18 protein-coding genes and 1 other annotated feature are annotated in these 16,953 nt (G+C 46.0%); of the genes, 14 read left to right on the top strand and 4 right to left on the bottom strand.

The genetic code is table 11. The features are described from left to right. The first annotated feature begins 4 nt into the window (after positions 1 to 4). The 11 genes from ASL11_RS03780 (at position 5) to leuS (ending at position 9,847) form a co-directional block, all read left to right on the top strand. Positions 5 to 781: an alpha/beta hydrolase gene (locus ASL11_RS03780; RefSeq protein WP_056609836.1), complete on the top strand. Its 777-nt coding sequence runs from the start codon at positions 5 to 7 to the stop codon at positions 779 to 781. Positions 782 to 987: 206 nt separating this feature from the next. Beyond that, positions 988 to 1,482: a YqeG family HAD IIIA-type phosphatase gene (locus ASL11_RS03775; RefSeq protein WP_200962406.1), complete on the top strand. Its 495-nt coding sequence runs from the start codon at positions 988 to 990 to the stop codon at positions 1,480 to 1,482. A gap of 9 nt (positions 1,483 to 1,491) precedes the next feature. Beyond that, a complete protein-coding gene (yqeH, locus tag ASL11_RS03770; RefSeq protein WP_056609833.1) occupies positions 1,492 to 2,607 on the top strand; it encodes a ribosome biogenesis GTPase YqeH in 1,116 nt (371 codons plus the stop codon). A gap of 20 nt (positions 2,608 to 2,627) precedes the next feature. Beyond that, on the top strand, positions 2,628 to 3,491 hold the full coding sequence (gene aroE, locus ASL11_RS03765; RefSeq protein ID WP_056610146.1) for a shikimate dehydrogenase: 864 nt from the start codon (positions 2,628 to 2,630) through the stop codon (positions 3,489 to 3,491). Between the two features lie 20 nt (positions 3,492 to 3,511). Further along, on the top strand, positions 3,512 to 3,805 hold the full coding sequence (gene yhbY, locus ASL11_RS03760; protein ID WP_056609831.1) for a ribosome assembly RNA-binding protein YhbY: 294 nt from the start codon (positions 3,512 to 3,514) through the stop codon (positions 3,803 to 3,805). Positions 3,806 to 3,817: 12 nt separating this feature from the next. Further along, positions 3,818 to 4,405, top strand: a complete 588-nt coding sequence (gene nadD / locus ASL11_RS03755) for a nicotinate-nucleotide adenylyltransferase (RefSeq protein ID WP_056609829.1) — start codon at positions 3,818 to 3,820, stop codon at positions 4,403 to 4,405. Then, the gene (gene yqeK, locus ASL11_RS03750; RefSeq protein ID WP_056609827.1) at positions 4,395 to 4,967 is read left to right on the top strand and encodes a bis(5'-nucleosyl)-tetraphosphatase (symmetrical) YqeK; all 573 of its coding nucleotides are present in this window, start codon (positions 4,395 to 4,397) and stop codon (positions 4,965 to 4,967) included. Before nadD ends, yqeK begins: the two co-directional genes overlap by 11 nt. A 19-nt stretch (positions 4,968 to 4,986) precedes the next feature. Beyond that, positions 4,987 to 5,334 carry a ribosome silencing factor gene (rsfS, locus tag ASL11_RS03745; RefSeq protein ID WP_028557974.1) on the top strand — a complete coding sequence of 116 codons (348 nt, stop codon included), beginning with the start codon at positions 4,987 to 4,989 and terminating at the stop codon, positions 5,332 to 5,334. Further along, complete coding sequence (locus tag ASL11_RS03740) at positions 5,331 to 6,227, top strand: CvfB family protein (RefSeq protein ID WP_056609825.1); 897 nt, start codon at positions 5,331 to 5,333, stop codon at positions 6,225 to 6,227. Before rsfS ends, ASL11_RS03740 begins: the two co-directional genes overlap by 4 nt. A 1-nt stretch (position 6,228) precedes the next feature. Continuing rightward, complete coding sequence (locus ASL11_RS03735; RefSeq protein ID WP_056609823.1) at positions 6,229 to 6,990, top strand: class I SAM-dependent DNA methyltransferase; 762 nt, start codon at positions 6,229 to 6,231, stop codon at positions 6,988 to 6,990. 72 nt (positions 6,991 to 7,062) lie between these two features. Next, positions 7,063 to 7,306 (top strand) — a binding site (T-box leader). 81 nt (positions 7,307 to 7,387) lie between these two features. Further along, positions 7,388 to 9,847, top strand: coding sequence for a leucine--tRNA ligase (leuS, locus tag ASL11_RS03730; protein WP_056609821.1), 2,460 nt, complete (start codon positions 7,388 to 7,390; stop codon positions 9,845 to 9,847). Positions 9,848 to 9,875: 28 nt separating this feature from the next. Here the strand turns inward: leuS and comER are convergent, their stop codons facing one another. Next, positions 9,876 to 10,709, bottom strand: coding sequence for a late competence protein ComER (comER, locus tag ASL11_RS03725; RefSeq protein WP_056609819.1), 834 nt, complete (start codon positions 10,707 to 10,709; stop codon positions 9,876 to 9,878). Positions 10,710 to 10,902: 193 nt separating this feature from the next. Between comER and ASL11_RS03720 the strand changes: the two genes are divergently transcribed. Beyond that, on the top strand, positions 10,903 to 11,505 hold the full coding sequence (locus ASL11_RS03720) for a ComEA family DNA-binding protein (RefSeq protein ID WP_056609817.1): 603 nt from the start codon (positions 10,903 to 10,905) through the stop codon (positions 11,503 to 11,505). Positions 11,506 to 11,608: 103 nt separating this feature from the next. Continuing rightward, positions 11,609 to 12,121, top strand: a complete 513-nt coding sequence (locus ASL11_RS03715; protein ID WP_056609814.1) for a deoxycytidylate deaminase — start codon at positions 11,609 to 11,611, stop codon at positions 12,119 to 12,121. 161 nt (positions 12,122 to 12,282) lie between these two features. Here ASL11_RS03715 and ASL11_RS03710 read toward each other — a convergent pair whose 3' ends face one another. The 3 genes from ASL11_RS03710 to ASL11_RS03705 are packed head-to-tail and all read right to left on the bottom strand — an operon-like array spanning position 12,283 to position 14,029. After that, entirely contained in the window at positions 12,283 to 13,203 is a 921-nt protein-coding gene (locus ASL11_RS03710) for an MFS transporter (RefSeq protein ID WP_235550366.1), read from the bottom strand. Next, positions 13,148 to 13,555 carry an MFS transporter gene (locus ASL11_RS37315; protein ID WP_235550365.1) on the bottom strand — a complete coding sequence of 136 codons (408 nt, stop codon included), beginning with the start codon at positions 13,553 to 13,555 and terminating at the stop codon, positions 13,148 to 13,150. The genes ASL11_RS03710 and ASL11_RS37315 overlap by 56 nt, the downstream gene beginning before the upstream one ends. A 15-nt stretch (positions 13,556 to 13,570) precedes the next feature. Continuing rightward, the gene (locus ASL11_RS03705) at positions 13,571 to 14,029 is read right to left on the bottom strand and encodes a MarR family winged helix-turn-helix transcriptional regulator (protein WP_056609812.1); all 459 of its coding nucleotides are present in this window, start codon (positions 14,027 to 14,029) and stop codon (positions 13,571 to 13,573) included. Between the two features lie 211 nt (positions 14,030 to 14,240). On the opposite strand from ASL11_RS03705, the gene ASL11_RS03700 reads away from it, so the two are divergent. After that, positions 14,241 to 16,811 (top strand): DNA internalization-related competence protein ComEC/Rec2, encoded by a 2,571-nt coding sequence (locus ASL11_RS03700; RefSeq protein WP_056609809.1) that lies wholly within the window; start codon positions 14,241 to 14,243, stop codon positions 16,809 to 16,811. Positions 16,812 to 16,953 lie beyond the last annotated feature (142 nt).

Here is a 16,953-nt window from a genome sequence, read left to right as displayed (position 1 = left end):
TCAGATGGCGTTTATCGATTGTCATTTTCATTCAGAATCCCTTGGTGTCGCAGCTTCCATGCATGTCATATTACCTCAAGTTGCCAAAAGTCAGATTGGACTAGCCTCACATGCTTTTGGTGGAAAGCACCCTACCCTCTTTTTGTTGCATGGATTGTCCGACGACCATACCATATGGATGCGTAGAACATCCATTGAGCGCTATGCTTCTCAGCATGGAATTGCTGTGATTATGCCAGCTGTAAACCGCAGCTTTTATGCAGATATGGCGTCAGGTCCAAAGTATTGGGAGTTCATTAGTGAAGAATTACCTGTATTAGCAAGATCATTCTTTCCTTTAGCCGAAGAACGAGAGCTGAATTACGTGGCCGGACTGTCTATGGGGGGTTATGGCGCGATGAAGTTGGCACTTTCGCATCCGAATCGGTATGCAGCGGGAGCGAGTTTGTCAGGAGCCGTAGATATTGTTGAGCGCGCTAATGCATTTCCGAATGATTTTCAATTAATTTATGGCGATGTGACGACGATAAAAAATACCCCAAATGATTTATTCTATCTCGCCAATCAGCTTGTTGCTAGTAAACAAGAGCAACCTAAGCTCTATCAATGTTGTGGTACTGAGGATTTTCTATATGAAGATAACGTTCGATTCAGGGATTATTGCCTTGCACAAGGGCTGGAAATTACCTATGAAGAAGAGTCCGCCACCCATGAATGGGGATATTGGGATCGCAAAATTCAACGCGTTTTAGAGTGGTTGCCTTTGCCAACAAGAGACTAGTGAGAAAAACTTCTATCGAAGTCGTTCGAGGATGATCGACCGCGTTTTAATGTTGTTTTTATCGCCAATAAGAATTTGTTCTCCGTGTATCGGAAACTTATAAATTCTTATGTGGAAGGAAAATATGTTCTTTTCTTTTTGCAACAAACGAGGCACTATGATATAGTTTCACGTATATGTCAAGGAAGCAGTTGGAGGGAATTTGTTTGCTGAAAAAGCTTGTACCCAGACAGTCTGTTCATACAATTTATGATATTGATGCCAATCACCTGTGGGGATTCGGTATTCGCGGAATTATAACCGATCTTGATAATACACTTGTCGGTGCACGTGATCCACATGCGACACCTGAGTTAATAGAATGGCTGAATCATTTGCAGCAGATCGGCTTCAAAGTTGTTATTGTGTCGAACAACCACCATAACAGAGTTTCGACCTTTGCTAAGCCACTGGGCATTCCGTTTATTCACCGTGCCAAAAAACCGACAAATGCTTCCTTCCATAAAGCGATGAAGGTGCTTGGAACGAATGCGCGACAGACGACTGTTATCGGGGATCAAATGCTGACAGATGTGCTTGGCGGCAATCGAATGGGGTTATACACGATCCTGGTTCAACCTATCTCAAGAGAAGATGAAGGCTTCTTCACGAAAGTGAATCGGCAGATTGAGAAATGGGCTCTAGCAAGGATGAAGAAATAGGGAGGTTTCATGAGTACAGAAACAATACAACATTGTGCGGGTTGCGGCATTGGGCTGCAAACAGAAGACAAAAGTAAGCTGGGCTTTATTCCAGAGGCTGCTTTGCAGAAGGAACCTTTGATTTGCCAGCGCTGTTATCGGATTAAGCATTATAATGAGTCTTCGAGTATTACCCTTCAACAAGACGACTTCCTGAAATTATTAGGACATGTTGGTCAAACGAAGGCGTTAGTCGTGAAGATCGTGGATATTTTTGATTTTGAAGGCAGTATGATTAGCTCACTTGCCCGATTTATTGGGAATAATCCCGTTCTACTCGTAGTTAACAAAATTGATTTACTTCCGAAAGTGACGAATGCCAACAAAATCATTAACTGGGTGCAGCGCAGAGTCAAGGAAGAGAACCTTAAGGTTGTTGATATCGTGCTTTGCAGCGCGAAGAAAAACATCGGTTTTGATCGTGTTATTTCGGCTGTACAAGAATATCGTGGCAACATGGACGTGTACGTGGTTGGTGCTACGAACGTAGGGAAATCGACGCTCATTAATCGTCTGATCAGTGATTATAGTGATCTGGAAGCCGAATTAACGACGTCACAATATCCGGGAACTACACTTGATCTAGTCAAAATCCCTCTGGATGACGGGAAATTCATTATTGATACACCTGGGATTGTGTACAAGCATCGTCTTACGGAGGTAGTGAAGAAGCGTGATTTAACGCCGCTCATGCCGGACAAACCGCTGAAACCAATGGTATTTCAACTTAATGAGGGACAAACCTTATTCTTCGGTGCATTAGTTCGTTTTGATTTTATCCAAGGTGAGCATCAATCCTTCACCATATATACGTCAAATGCCATTCAGATTCATCGTACGAAGCTAGAGCGAGCGGATCAGTTATATGAAGAACATAAGGGTGTTATGCTGACTCCTCCGGCGCAGGCGGATCTTGAAGAGCTTCCGAAGTTGGTCAAACATCCGTTGCACATTCCGAAGGGAAAACAGATGGATGTGCTGATCTCTGGTTTGGGATGGATTAAAGTGAACAGCCTTGCTGGTGCTCAGCTTGCTGTGCATGCACCGAAAGGTATTAAAGTCATTACACGGGAGTCGTTGATTTAGGAGAGAACATGGGGGAAATCATGGAGAAACTAGTGACGCCTATCGATAGTCATACAGTTTTATACGGGGTTTTTGGGGATCCGATCAGGCATTCTCGTTCTCCGATTATGTTGAATCGTGCTTTTCAGGAAGCGGGCATCAATGGCGTATATGCAGCTTTTCACGTGAAGCCAGAAGCTCTTGGCGAGGCAGTTCGGGGAATTAGGGCACTTGGTTATCGTGGAGTGAATGTGACGATTCCGCATAAAGTTGATGTCATGAACTACCTCGATGAGATCGATGAAGGGGCTTTAATCGTTGGCGCAGTCAATACCATTGTGAATGAGAATGGTAAGCTCAAAGGCTTTAATACCGATGGGATCGGGTATGTTCGTTCTTTGAAGGAAGAGACGGGAATCGAGCTCAAAGGTAAACGAGTTCTTGTACTTGGTGCTGGCGGCGCGGCGAGAGGTGTCGCTTATGCACTTGCGAAAGAAGGTGCGAGCCGCATTTATATCGCGAATCGTACCAAGGAGCGTGCAATCGAATTGGCAGCCACAATTGGTGCTTTCACCGAAACCGTTGGTTTAGGGATGGACGAGCTGGAGAACGTTGTGGACAATGTGGAATTCGTGCTGAATACGACTTCCGCTGGTATGCATCCTAATGTTGATGAGCTCCCCTTACCGCTTCACTTGCTTCGACCGCATCACCTCGTTAGTGATCTTATTTATAACCCGCGAATCACGAGATTTCTTCGTGAAGCGGAAGCCGTTGGGTCTCGCATTCATGGCGGGCTCGGCATGTTTATTTATCAAGGCGCGTATGCCTTCGAGTATTGGACGGGTACACCTGCGCCGGTTGCGGCGATGAGACAGGTGGTAGAACAGTCGTTAACTGAATAAGAATGAATAGAGGGACATCAATGTTATCAGGCAAACAAAAAAGATATTTGCGCTCTTTGGCGCACCATGTAGATCCAATTTTTCAAGTAGGTAAAGGTGGCGTGAATGAGCATTTGATTCGTCACATCAATGAAGCAATTGAAGTTCGTGAATTGATCAAAATTACGGTTCTCAACAACAGTGGAGAAGATCGTCAAGAGGTCGGAGCTGAATTATCCGAGAAATCTGGCGCAGAGCTTGTTCAGGTTATTGGGAAAATCGTCGTGCTTTACAAAGAATCGCGTGACAATAAGAAGATTGAACTGCCGCGCTAATGAGGTGGACGTATGCTTGTCGGAATTATGGGAGGTACGTTCGATCCCATTCATACCGGTCATTTAATCGCAGCTGAACGTGCGAGGGTGGAAGGGGGCTTGGACGAGGTTTGGCTCATGCCAGCGAACGTCCCGCCGCATAAACCTAATGCCCCGAAAGGAACGAGCCAGCAGCGTTGGGAGATGGTTTGCCTTGCTGCAGAAGGCAATCCTTTTTTTCGTCCTATCGATATCGAAATTAACAAAGGCGGCGTATCCTATAGTATCGATACGATTGAGCTGTTGAAATCGCAATATCCGGACATCGCGTTCACTTACATTATTGGCGCGGATATGGTTCAGTATTTGCCGCAGTGGCATCGTATCGATGACATCGTGCGGCATATTCATTTTATTGGATTAGCCAGACCTGGTTATGAGCTGGACTTGAAGCAGCTTCCCGAACATATACGAAACCGAGTGAAGCTTGTTCCGATGCCCCTCGTTGAAATTTCATCGACAGCTATTCGGGCGTTGAGACTGAAGAGGGATCCTGTCAGGTATCTTGTGCCAGATAAGGTTGGGCAATTCATGGAGGTGAATGACTTATATGAAACGTGAAGACCTCATGGCAGCTGTGAAAGAGCAAATGCCGGAGCGGCGTTGGCAGCATACGCTTGGTGTGATGGAAACGAGCGTTATGCTGGCTGAGCGATTTGGCGGGGATGCGGTCAAAGCGGATGTTGCAGCGATTTTGCACGATTATTGCAAGTATTGGCCTACTGGGGAGCAAGCTAAGATTATTCGTGAGAACGATTTACCGCAAGATTTGTTAGTTTTCGATAAAGAGTTATGGCATTCACATGCAGGGGCTTTCATCGCGAAGACGCAATTCGGAATCGACGACGAAGGAATTTTAGATGCGATTCGGTATCATACGTCTGGTCGAGAACAGATGACGCTGCTCGACAAAATTGTTTGCTTGGCGGATTATATGGAGCCAGGTCGTGATTTTCCAGGAGTCGAAACTATTCGTGAACTGGCAAAAACGAGTCTTGAACGCGCGTTGATTGCTGGTTTCGACTCCACGATCAACTTCTTGATTTCCAAAGGAAAGCGCATTTATCCGTTAACAATTCTGACACGGAATGATTTATTGGAACAAATACAACTACACACCTAATGACATGGAGGATGATTGCATGAGTAAAAACCCAGAAGAAATATTAGCATTCGTTGTTGAGGCAGCGGAAGACAAGAAAGCGGCAGATATCGTTAGCTTGAATTTGAAAGGCGTATCCTTAATCGCTGATTATTTCGTTATTTGTCATGGGAATTCTGAAACACAAGTTCAAGCGATTGCAGGCGAGGCTCGTAAAAAAGCACACGAACATGGTGTTCATATTCGAGGATTTGAAGGCGTTGATACCGCAAGATGGGTACTGCTTGATTTAGGGGATGTTGTTCTCCACGTTTTCCATCGTGATGACCGTGAATACTATAACATCGAAAGACTTTGGTCCGATGCTAAAGTTGTGGAGCGCGTATGAGAATGGAAGCAGGATCCCTTGTTACCTTAGAGGTAGCAAGGGAAGTTCCACCAAACGGCTTCTTCCTGAGCGATGGTTATCAGGATTTTCTGCTCCCTTACGCAGAAATCGTAGGTAATCGAATTAGTCCGGGAGATAAAGTGGAAGTTTTCTTATTCCACGATACGCAGGATCGAATCATGGCCACTATGAAACGTCCACTACTGACCATGGGTCAGGTGGGACTTTTAGAGGTTGTTGATATTCATCCGCGTTTTGGCTATTTCTTAGAAATGGGTCTAGGGCGTCATCTGCTTTTGCCTTATCGGCATGTGCCTGAATTTGAGGATCTTCGTCCTCAAGTAGGTGACAAAGTATTTGCTACGCTTGCGCATGATCGACAAGGCCGATTAATCGCGAAGTTGGCACTTGAAGAAGATTTGGCTCCACTTTGTGTACGAGCACCTTCAAGTTGGACGAACCAATGGGTGAAAGCACGCGTGTATCGCCCTCTGCAAATGGGTACTTTCGTCATCTGTGAAGCAGGTGTCCTTGGATATGGCGTCATTGGGCTTATCATTCCACAAGAGCGAACACGTTTACTTCGCGTAGGTGAGCAAGTGGATGTAAGGATTGCCTTCGTCCGTGAAGAAGATGGACGAGTTAATCTATCCATGAGGCTTCCTAAGGAAAAAGGACGCGATGAAGATGCAGAGCGTATCCTTGAAGTGCTGCGTGAACGTCCAGGAAATGCGATGCCATTTTCGGATAAAACACAAGCTGATGTTATTAAAGATAAATTCGGACTAAGTAAGGCAGCCTTCAAACGTGCCTTAGGTAAACTTATGAAAGATGGGCTCATCTATCAGGAAGCAGATTGGACCTATCTGAAACAAGAGGAGACGCAAGGCTGAGATGAGTTACGAAAAATTCGCCTACACGTACGATCGCTTGATGAGCAGCATGCCTTATGAAGACTGGCTTCGATTTGTGAAGGAAAGTTTCGTGCGATTTGGTGCAAAGCCTGCAACGCTCGTTGATTTAGGTTGCGGAACAGGTAATTTGTCGATTCCATTGGCTGCTGAAGGTATTCTGGTGACTGGCATAGATCTGTCCGAGGATATGTTGGCTGTCGCTGAGCAGAAGTATAGCGAACAACCCAGTCAGCTTCGCGGCGGTGGCATTCGTTGGATTCAGCAGGATATACGCGAATGGGAACTTGGCGAGGAAGTGGATATCGCGATCTCGTTTTGTGACAGCCTCAACTATTTACTAGAGGAAGAAGACATTGTAGATGCTTTCCGTCAAACATGGGCGGGACTTAAGCCAGGTGGGTTATTCCTCTTTGATGTACATCCGCCACAGCAATTGTTCGCATATGCAGAATCGCAGCCCTTTTTTCTAAACGAAGACGATGTTGCTTACATATGGACAAGCGAATTAGATGAGGAACGTGTTCAGATTGAACATGATTTAACGATCTTCGTCAAGGACATCGGCCAACTGGAAACCTTCCGTCGCATTGATGAGACGCATGAACAAAGAGCATATCCCTTGCAGTGGCTGGAACAAATGCTGATCGAGGTAGGTTTTCGTGAGGTACATCAAGCAGCTGACTTTACATGGGAGCAACCAACTGAGAAGACAGAGCGCGCTTTCTTTATTGCGAAAAAATAATGCTGACGGGAATTTGCCATCGGCTTGACAGTGCGGCATTATTTTACATATAATCAAAGCTAATCAGTTGTATGGAAAGCTTAGATGAGGAATAGTACCTTGTACAGCATCTTTCAGAGAGTCGGAGCTAGGGTGTGAGCCGGCAGATGTTAGTCTTGAGAACTCGCCTCGGAGCTAGAAGGTGAACCGCCTGATCCTGGATCAGATGCGCTAGCTGGATCGTCTCACCCGCGTTAAGGGGCAGAGTGAACACAGGTGAAGAACGCCTTGTGTTAACTAGGGTGGTACCACGGGAATTATACCTCTCGTCCCTAGCGATATCCGCTAGCGATGTGAGGTTTTTTTGTGCGTATTTGCATACATGAGTAGCGAGCAACTTAAGGAGGCATGGAAGGTCATGACACAGGAATTGAAAGAAACGAAAGAACAACAGGGCTATAATCCACAAGCGATTGAACCCAAGTGGCAGGCTTACTGGGATGCGAAGAAAACATTTAAGGTGTTGGAAAATTCGGATAAGCCGAAATTCTATGCTTTGGATATGTTCCCATACCCATCAGGAGCTGGCTTGCACGTAGGTCATCCAGAAGGCTACACAGCGACAGATATCGTTTCCCGTTTTAAACGGATGAGAGGTTTTAATGTCCTTCACCCAATGGGCTGGGATGCGTTCGGACTTCCTGCTGAGCAATATGCCTTAGACACAGGGAATGATCCTCGCGAATTTACGAAGAAAAACATTGATACGTTCCGCCGTCAAATTAAGTCACTTGGCTTCTCCTATGATTGGGATCGGGAGATCAGCACAACGGATCCGGAGTATTACAAATGGACACAATGGATTTTCATCCAACTATATAATAAAGGACTTGCTTATGTTGATGAAGTTCCTGTTAACTGGTGTCCGGCACTTGGAACGGTACTTGCGAATGAGGAAGTCATTGACGGTTTAAGTGAACGTGGGAACCATCCAGTAATTCGGAAACCGATGCGTCAGTGGATTTTGAGAATTACGGAATATGCGGAGCGTTTGCTTGAAGATCTTGAGGAACTTGATTGGTCTGAGAGTATTAAAGATATGCAGCGCAACTGGATTGGTAAATCGACTGGTGCTGAGGTTCAATTCGCGATTGAAGGTCATGCGGAGAAAAGTTTAACGGTTTTCACTACGCGTCCAGATACACTCTTCGGTGCAACTTATTGTGTATTAGCGCCGGAACATGAGCTTGTAGCGCAGATCACAACTGAAGTGCAATCAGCTGCGATCAAAGAATATCAAGAGAAAGCTTCACGTAAGAGCGACTTGGAGCGTACAGATTTGGCAAAAGACAAATCCGGTGTGTTCACAGGGGCTTATGCGATCAATCCGGTTAATGATACAAAGGTGCCAATCTGGATCGCTGATTATGTCCTTGGCGGTTACGGTACTGGGGCGATCATGGCAGTTCCTGGACACGATCAACGTGACTGGGAATTTGCGAAGCAATTTGATTTGCCAATTATCGAAGTGGTTCAAGGCGGAGATGTGGAGAAGGAAGCCTATGCAGGCGACGGCAAGCATGTGAATTCCGGTCCAATCGATGGATTGAACATTGAGCAAGGCATTAGCCACATGATCGCTTGGTTGGAGCAAAATAGCAAAGGCCGCGGCAAAGTAACGTATCGTTTGAGAGATTGGCTGTTCAGCCGTCAACGCTACTGGGGTGAGCCGATTCCGATTCTTCACCTTGAAGATGGCACCATGAAACCTGTTCCTGTGGATCAACTGCCATTATTGCTTCCACAAGTGGATGAAATCAAACCGTCCGGTACTGGGGAGTCACCGCTTGCTAACGTTTCTGAATGGGTGAATACGATTGACCCAGAAACGGGTATGAAAGCTCGTCGTGAGACGAATACGATGCCGCAATGGGCGGGAAGCTGCTGGTATTACCTGCGTTTCATCGATCCAAAGAATGATGAAGCCTTCTGTTCAGATGAGCTGCAAAAGCAATGGTTGCCAGTTGATCTATACATTGGTGGAGCGGAGCACGCAGTTCTTCACTTGCTGTACGCACGTTTCTGGCATAAAGTGCTTTATGATCTTGGTTTTGTGCATACCAAAGAGCCATTCCATAAGCTTGTTAACCAAGGGATGATTCTTGGCGAGAACATGGAGAAAATGAGTAAATCACGCGGCAATGTTGTGAATCCAGATGATATCGTGAGCGATCAAGGTGCGGATACACTTCGTATTTATGAAATGTTCATGGGACCATTGGAAGCGACTAAACCGTGGAATACAACGGGTGTAGACGGAATCTACCGTTTCTTGAATCGCGTGTGGAGACTGTTCGTTGATGATAACGGTCAGGTTCACGCCAAAATTAGCGGGGATGAAACGCTGGGCAGTGACACATTCAAACGCACATGGCACCGTTCGATCAAAAAGATTACGGAAGATTTCGATGCGCTTCGCTTTAACACAGCGATTAGCCAAATGATGATTTTTGTCAACGAAGCTTACAAAACAGAGCGCCTGCCACTTGAAGCAATGAAAAATTTCGTGCAAATGCTTTCCCCAATCGCTCCACATTTAGCAGAAGAGCTTTGGGAGAAATTAGGCGGCGTAGAATCCATTACGTACGAAGCATGGCCAGCTTATGATGAAGCATGGACTGTGGATAATGAAGTTGAAATCGTTGTTCAGATCAATGGGAAAATTGTCGATCGCGTGATGATTTCCAAAGATACAGATGAAGCAGCGATGGAGAAAATGGCTTTTGAACTCGACAAAGTCAAAGAAGCGACCGCCGGAAAGGCCGTTCGCAAATTGATTGTTGTAAAGGGTAAATTAGTCAATATCGTTGTTGGTTAAGAAATGAAGGTATAATGCGTTGGGAAGGCTACTGTTTTTGCTTTAAGGTGAAAAGCTGCTCAGCCTTCTCAATGTCTTCTTCATATTTCGCATGTGTAGCACTAATTACTTGAGAAAAAACTCCGCAAAGCTCCTTTTCCAATATACGCAAGCCCTCTGCCGTAATGCCCCCAGGAACAGATACCCGCTTTTGTAAGCTAACAGGGTTGAAGCCTCCAGTTGTAAGCAACTTTCCTGTACCTAACGTCATTTCACTTGCCAGCAATGTAGCCTCTTCTGCAGAAATACCCGTTTCCTCTACAGCCGCATCAATGAATGCTTGAATAAAGCTAGCTAGAAAAGCAGGGCCACAACTAGATAAATCTGATGAAATTCTCGTATAATTCTCAGATACACGTATGGGTGTAGAGATATGTGTGAAAATATTTTCAAGCCATTCTTTATCTTCGGGCTGCATGCGATTTCCATGAATACACAACGTAGCACCACTTAAAACGTAGTTCGTGATACTCGGTATGATTTTACTAATTTTAGCTGGTAAAAGACCTTCTAAATGCTTAATCAGAATAGGACTCGTGATGGATATTATAAATTGAGAGGAAAGCACGTCCTCTTTGATTTCATCAATAACCTTTATGAATTCAGATGGTTTCACACATAAGAAAATCAAATCACTTCCACGCACGACTTCTCGATTCGTTTCAGCCACGTGCAGGCCAGGATAGTTCTCCGCAAGTAGTTCAACTTTACGTGATGTGCGATTGCTAGCAATAATTTGCTCGGGATTGAATGCCCCGGAATGAATGAATGCTTCAATCAGTATACTTCCCATACTCCCAGTACCGATGAATCCAGCTTTCATCAAGTGATCCCTCCCGATAAAATCAGTCTTTATACGAATACCAACCTATAATCGCGGTCGCTCAGCCATGAAAGGCAAGGATAGAGGTCCAAGCATCGTCTCATCCGTATTGTGACTAGTCGTGTGGTCAATGGGACGCTTTTTCATGTATATGGTTGCCGAAACGCAAATATGCTAAGAAAGAAGGTAGTATGTGGATTTATTTGGAAATAAAATAAAGAAAATTGGGCTGATTCTTGGTGCTGTCTCGCTTTTTGTTTGGGTTGTGTGGCCATTTCTACGTGGAGGACAGGCAACCATTCAAACAGCGTTCATGCCGATCAATGCCCAGATGGAAGAATTGCTTGTGCAAGGGGAGAATGAGAAAAAAGCGGCAACTGGGAAAGCTGTGCCCGTCGGTAATGAAAAAGCTAAAGTAACACCAAAGGCGAGTTCGAATGAATCATCGTCATCTTCAGAAGTGATATCCACATCCTCAAGTTCAACGGGAGCAAGCACGCAAACTTCGCCTCCATCTTCAGAGACTCATCCAACCTCCGCTGCTAGTCCTGTACCTCCTCCAATACCTGCACCTCCGTCGAATGAAGCTCAAAAGGGACTTTTAGATTTAAACACGGCTACGTTGGAGCAGTTAGATAAACTGCCTGGGATCGGTGAAAGTAAAGCGAAAACTATTCTCGAGTATCGGATGAAAAAGGGACGTTTCAAGCGAGTCGAAGAACTCAAGGACGTGAAAGGGATCGGAGATAAGATGTTTGATAAGCTGAAAGGGTTCATATATGTAGGGCCAGTCTAGCACTGTCTTTTCATTTCTAGCAAAATATGAGAAAATACTAGAAATCGTTTTAACTTCGAAAATAGTAATGGAAAATCTAGTCATCAGGAGGGAGTCAATCATCATGAGCATCCGGAAAGATTGGGATACGTATTTCCTCGATATTGCCTATATGGCCTCCACACGCTCACGGTGCAACCGTAGACATGTTGGAGCGGTACTAGTTCAAGGGAAAAAGCTGCTCGGAACAGCCTATAATGGCGCACCGATGGGCGTAGCAGATTGCACGGAAGCGGGTTGTATGCTTGTTGAAGAAATCGAGCTGAAGCTCGTTGCTGATGTAGAGGAAGTCGTAAGGAAGCACCGTTGTATTCGCACTATTCATGCGGAACAGAATTTGTTGCTGTTTACCGATCGGGAAGATCGTGAGGGTTCTACCGTTTATGTCACGGATCAACCTTGCTGGACCTGTGCGAATATGCTGGCTAACAGCGGGGTGACAGAGATCGTGTTTCATCGGGGGTATCCGAAGGATCATGAGAAAGTTAGCGAGTTAATGGGAGCTAGAGGCATCTCGTTCCGTCAGATGACCACATATGAGCCGCCTGCAGGTACGGTATCGGAGGTAGTGAATTAATTAGCACGCTGTCAGCTTTGACGAAGCCTAGAAAGCACGCGTTCATGCAAATGTGCTTGTTTGATTCGTATTCCACAGCTAGGGAAATAGTCATTGTGTTGACAATTCCCATAGCTGCTTATACGGCAGTGCCAAAGCTTGAGCGACTACGTATAAAGGTTTTACAACATTACGGCCTGTTCTTTGTGCTTTTTAAGTTGTCGCTGTATACGAATAGCGAATAAAGCGGCAATGAAGCAGGTAAGACCTGCAATAAAGAATGTTTGTGAGTAGGTGCCAAGCCAGTCTCGCATTACACCTGCTCCGTACGCGGCAAAGGAAGCCCCGATCTGATGAGCCACTACAATCCAGCCGAATATCATGCCAGATTTTTCTTTACCGAAAGTTTCTCCTGCAAGTTTAGCGGTTGGTGGTACGGTTGCGATCCAATCGAGTCCGTAAAATACGGAGAACACGACTAGCATGTACGGTGTAGTAGCTAAGGCATACGGTAAAAATATGAGGGATAAACCGCGCAGACCGTAGTACCAGAAAAGTAGCCAGCGACTGTCGAATCGGTCAGTTAACCAGCCAGATATCGTTGTTCCGAATAAATCAAACGCGCCCATCATGGCTAGTAGTCCGGCAGCGGCAACTTCCATCATCCCGTAATCTCCGCAAGCGGCAATGAGGTGTGTGCCAATCAAACCATTTGTCGAGAATCCACAAATGAAGAAGGTGCCCGCGAGCAGCCAAAATGTTTTATTTTTACTTGCAATAACGAGGTTCTGGATAGGGGTAAGAAATACATTGCCCTTGAAAGGCTCTGGCTTTACAACCTCTGTGGTACCGTATGGCGCTGCTCCAACATCTGAAGGATTATTCTTCATCCATATGGCTACCAAAATAAAGACAACTATGATAGCGGCAACCGCTGCATACATCGCATACCGCCAGCCGTAATCGGAAGTCACCTTTGCAATCAAAGGGAGGAATAGCAACTGACCCGTTGCTGCACTTGCTGTCAGTATGCCAACTACGAGCCCCTTACGTTTGACGAACCATAGATTGCTGACAGTGATACCAAGCACGTTGGCCATCATTCCACTTGCAAGTCCGGAAACGACTCCCCCACAGCAAATCGAACTGCCACAAGGAATTAATCAGCGGCGTAACGGCAAGGCTGGCACCTAGAACGGACAGTGCGAGCAGTACAACCTTGCGGATACCGAATCGTAATAACAGTGCTGCAGAAAACGGACCAACAAGTCCATATAGCAAAATTCCGATAGAGGCGACACTTGATATAGCCGCGCGGCTCCAACCGAATTCCTCTTGGAAAGGGATCATCAAGACGCTTGGCATGGAGCGTATGCCTGCTGACACAAGTAATGTGACGAACGTTAGCAACACAATAATCCAGCCGTAATAAAACTTGCTTTTTGTTTGATTCATAATCTACACCTCATCTTATATTTCTAATTTCTCACTGGCTGATTCCAAGGATTGCGTCAATAGAGTCGCGATTTCATCTCCAAGGATAGCCTTATAAGAACGAAGAAGTTCCTTCGATGCTGCACGAAGGTATGGCTCGAGTTCAATTGCTTTGTCCGTGGGGAAGACGAGTACAGTTTTTCCCTTTACTTGGCGCTCCACGAGTCGTTTGTTTTCTAGCTTATCGATAAATCTGGTGAGAGTAGATGGCGTAATATAGAGTTTTTCTGAAAGCTCTTTCTGTGGAATTCCAGGTTTTGCAACAACCAGTCTGAGTAAATAACCGTAAGCAGGTGCAAGCCCTGTTGTTGCAAATGCATCGTCGGCCATTCGGCTAATGGCCCGACTTAGCCGATTTGTAGTGAAGTATAAGCATTCATGCAGAAAAGCTGCATTGTTATCCGTTTCTGTTACTTGAGCTTTTTTGTTAGTCATATTTTGCCCTCCTCTTATTTTGTATGTACAACGAATATAATCCAAGTGATTTCGCCTGTCAATTGTAATTATGAATCAAGATGGATTTAGAAATGTGAACGGAATGTAGTTAAGGGGAAGAACCTCTTTCTATTGCAGCCATTGTGGGTGCGTTAGAAAGAGGTTTTTTGTTTGGGATCGTAAGAAAGTGAAAATGAAGGAGAGATCTCCCATGAAAAGATCAGTTGTTCAAGGATGCTGTCTGTGGATAAGTGGCTATGTACTCGCGATCTATACTGAGCTCCCGTGGCTGACATGGATGACAAGCGCGCTGCTGGTAGCCGCGCTCGTCATCCTCTACGCGCTGCGCCTGCCTGGCCGGCAGCAGCTGGGCGCTTTGCTGCTGGTCGTAATAGCCTACGGCTATTATCAAGGGACCGACCAGCGCAACATCACTGCGCTGCCGCTGGCGCAGCAGCAGATCAGCCCTGACGGCAGCGAGGCCATGCTGCTCGGCCGGTTTGCCAGCCCTGTCACCCTTGAAGGTGACAGGGCCAGCTTCACCCTGGAAGCGGAGTCCGTCCGCTTCCAAGACAACACCGCTTTCCCGCTCGGCGGGGAAAGCGTGCAGGTCTCGCTGCGCCTGATGGAGCAGGCGCAGCAGGCGATCGCGTCGGGCTGGCGCCGCGGCGACGCCATCACGCTAACGGGGACGCTGCGCAGCCCGTCCCCGGCCCGCAACTTCGGCGGCTTCGACTACCGCCGATATTTGCGCCTTCACCACACTCATTGGCTGCTTTCAGCCAAAGGGGTGGATCAGGCGCAGGTGCAGCCTGCGGCAGCGCACCTCAGCGTCGTCCAGCTGCTGCGCTGGAACGACGAGCTGCGCGCAGCGCTCAGCAGGCGCATGGATCTGATCTTTCCCGCGTCGCAGGCGGGGTTCATGAAAAGCATGTTGATCGGCCTCACGGACGATCTGGACCCAGACCGCTTCCAGCAATTTTCACAGCTAGGACTGACACATATTTTAGCAATCTCAGGCTTGAATATTGCCGTGTTTCTAGGTGTATGCATTTGGATCTTGCGCCGTTTTAAAGTCACCAAAGAAACTTATTTGCTCATCTGCATGGGCTTGCTCCCTTTCTATGTCCTCGTGACTGGGGCATCGCCGTCCATAGTCAGGGCAGGGCTAATGTCGATGATCGCCCTGTACGCAGCTCGGCGTGGAGGTATGAAAGAGGTTTTGCACATACTAGCCGTAGCAGCGTGGGCTATGCTGGTATGGGACCCTTACTTTTTGCTGGATGTAAGCTTCCAGCTTTCCTTCCTAGTCACACTTGGACTCATCCTCGGTGTGCAACGAGTAACGGTATTGCTCACACCTTACTTAACTTCTCCTACACTCCGAAACACCCTCGCCATCACACTCGTTTCCCAATCCGTCTCTTTTCCGGTCTCCATTTACTACTTCAATCAGTTTTCCTTGTTATCTTGGATAGCGAATGCCGTGTTAGTCCCCGTAATCAGCATGATTGTGTTTCCAGCAGGTTTGGTTGCGTTAGCGCTTGGTCTAGTTTACATTCCTTTAGGTCAAAGAATTGGTCAACTCATCACTTGGCTGAATCAAGCTATTTTCTGGATTACCGATCAACTTCAGCAGATACCTCATCTCACTATGATTTGGCCATCTCCTAGTATGCCTTGGATCTGTTTTTACTATGGATTCTTAGTTATGATCTATCTACTCTGGCAGCGAAGTTACCTACATTCGAAAGATGAGATACCTATTATATTGGAGGTTAGTACGAGGAAAAGCACACAGGGAATGCCAATTAAACTCAGTCTACTTCTTGCAATAAGCGGCTTTCTCATCCTGTTATGGATGGGGTATTCACCGAATCGTTTTCAACGAACAGGGCTTGTGCAATTTATCGATGTTGGACAAGGTGATGCAATTCTAATTCGAACGCCTTACGGTCGTCAGTTATTAATCGATGGAGGAGGGACACTCACATTCCGTAAGCCAGGTGATGATTGGAAAATCCGCAAGGATCCGTATGAAGTAGGGCGTAAACTGCTTGTTCCTCTCCTCAAGAAACGAGGGATACAAAGATTAGATCTTCTCGTGCTTACACATGAGGATGCTGATCATAGCGGCGGTTTACAGGCTGTTATTGAACAAATACCAGTGAAGCAATTTCTATTTAACGGAACATTTAAGGAAAGCAGCTCTATGACGACCTTTTTTTCCACATTGGTTCAAAAAGAAGTCCCCTTATTACCCGCCCAAGTAGAAAATTGGATTGACATCGACCCCGTTACGAAATTGCAGGTGATATATCCACTTGAAACGAATCCAACAATGATTGAAGTTGTCAAAGAGCAGAATGCGAGATCTGTTGTCTTCTTGCTTGAAATGGAAGGAACACGTTGGCTGTTCACTGGGGATATGGAGAAAGAATCCGAAGCGGCAGTGCTGGATTATTTACGTGATCATCCTGCTTTAGTAGATTCCTCCAACTCTGCCGCCAAAATCAGCAGCAGCAATAACAAAATCGATGTTCTTAAAGTTGCCCACCATGGTAGTAAAACCTCAACGACCTCAGAGTGGTTGACCTACTGGAAACCAGCTGTGGCAGTAATCTCAGTGGGTGCCATGAATACCTACGGCCATCCTTCTCCAGAAATTACAGATCGCTTGGTCAATGAGAACGTAGCCATATATAGGACTGATCGAATGGGGGAAGTACAGATGGAGGTGCGGAAATCAGGGATTTTCACACGAATGAAATTATGGAAATAGAAAGAGGAAGGTTTAAACTATCACTCCCACCGCAAGTATAGTCCTAGAAGCAGCATTTCCTGATGGAATGTTCTTCTAGGGCTTTTTCTGTTGTAAAAATCAACTATTGTGAAACTAATTTTCATTTTTTACGTCTAAAAGA

It is taken from the genome of Paenibacillus sp. Soil750 (assembly GCF_001428045.1).
In the GTDB taxonomy this organism is placed as follows: Bacteria; Bacillota; Bacilli; order Paenibacillales; family NBRC-103111; genus Paenibacillus_E; species Paenibacillus_E allorhizoplanae.
The sequence above is the reverse complement of the archived record's forward strand: the minus strand, read 5'-3'. Positions and strand labels throughout refer to the sequence as shown.

Excerpts from the sequence above, each read along its gene's own strand:
- ASL11_RS03705 (WP_056609812.1), bottom strand. The coding sequence starts at position 14,029 with ATGACTAACAAAAAAGCTCAAGTAACAGAAACGGATAACAATGCAGCT.
- aroE (WP_056610146.1), top strand. The coding sequence starts at position 2,628 with ATGGAGAAACTAGTGACGCCTATCGATAGTCATACAGTTTTATACGGG.
- ASL11_RS03715 (WP_056609814.1), top strand. The coding sequence starts at position 11,609 with ATGAGCATCCGGAAAGATTGGGATACGTATTTCCTCGATATTGCCTAT.
- leuS (WP_056609821.1), top strand. The coding sequence starts at position 7,388 with ATGACACAGGAATTGAAAGAAACGAAAGAACAACAGGGCTATAATCCA.
- rsfS (WP_028557974.1), top strand. The coding sequence starts at position 4,987 with ATGAGTAAAAACCCAGAAGAAATATTAGCATTCGTTGTTGAGGCAGCG.
- yqeH (WP_056609833.1), top strand. The coding sequence starts at position 1,492 with ATGAGTACAGAAACAATACAACATTGTGCGGGTTGCGGCATTGGGCTG.
- yqeK (WP_056609827.1), top strand. The coding sequence starts at position 4,395 with ATGAAACGTGAAGACCTCATGGCAGCTGTGAAAGAGCAAATGCCGGAG.
- ASL11_RS03710 (WP_235550366.1), bottom strand. The coding sequence starts at position 13,203 with ATGATGGCCAACGTGCTTGGTATCACTGTCAGCAATCTATGGTTCGTC.
- ASL11_RS03735 (WP_056609823.1), top strand. The coding sequence starts at position 6,229 with ATGAGTTACGAAAAATTCGCCTACACGTACGATCGCTTGATGAGCAGC.
- comER (WP_056609819.1), bottom strand. The coding sequence starts at position 10,709 with ATGAAAGCTGGATTCATCGGTACTGGGAGTATGGGAAGTATACTGATT.
- ASL11_RS03700 (WP_056609809.1), top strand. The coding sequence starts at position 14,241 with ATGAAAAGATCAGTTGTTCAAGGATGCTGTCTGTGGATAAGTGGCTAT.
- ASL11_RS03740 (WP_056609825.1), top strand. The coding sequence starts at position 5,331 with ATGAGAATGGAAGCAGGATCCCTTGTTACCTTAGAGGTAGCAAGGGAA.
- nadD (WP_056609829.1), top strand. The coding sequence starts at position 3,818 with ATGCTTGTCGGAATTATGGGAGGTACGTTCGATCCCATTCATACCGGT.
- ASL11_RS37315 (WP_235550365.1), bottom strand. The coding sequence starts at position 13,555 with ATGAATCAAACAAAAAGCAAGTTTTATTACGGCTGGATTATTGTGTTG.
- yhbY (WP_056609831.1), top strand. The coding sequence starts at position 3,512 with ATGTTATCAGGCAAACAAAAAAGATATTTGCGCTCTTTGGCGCACCAT.
- ASL11_RS03780 (WP_056609836.1), top strand. The coding sequence starts at position 5 with ATGGCGTTTATCGATTGTCATTTTCATTCAGAATCCCTTGGTGTCGCA.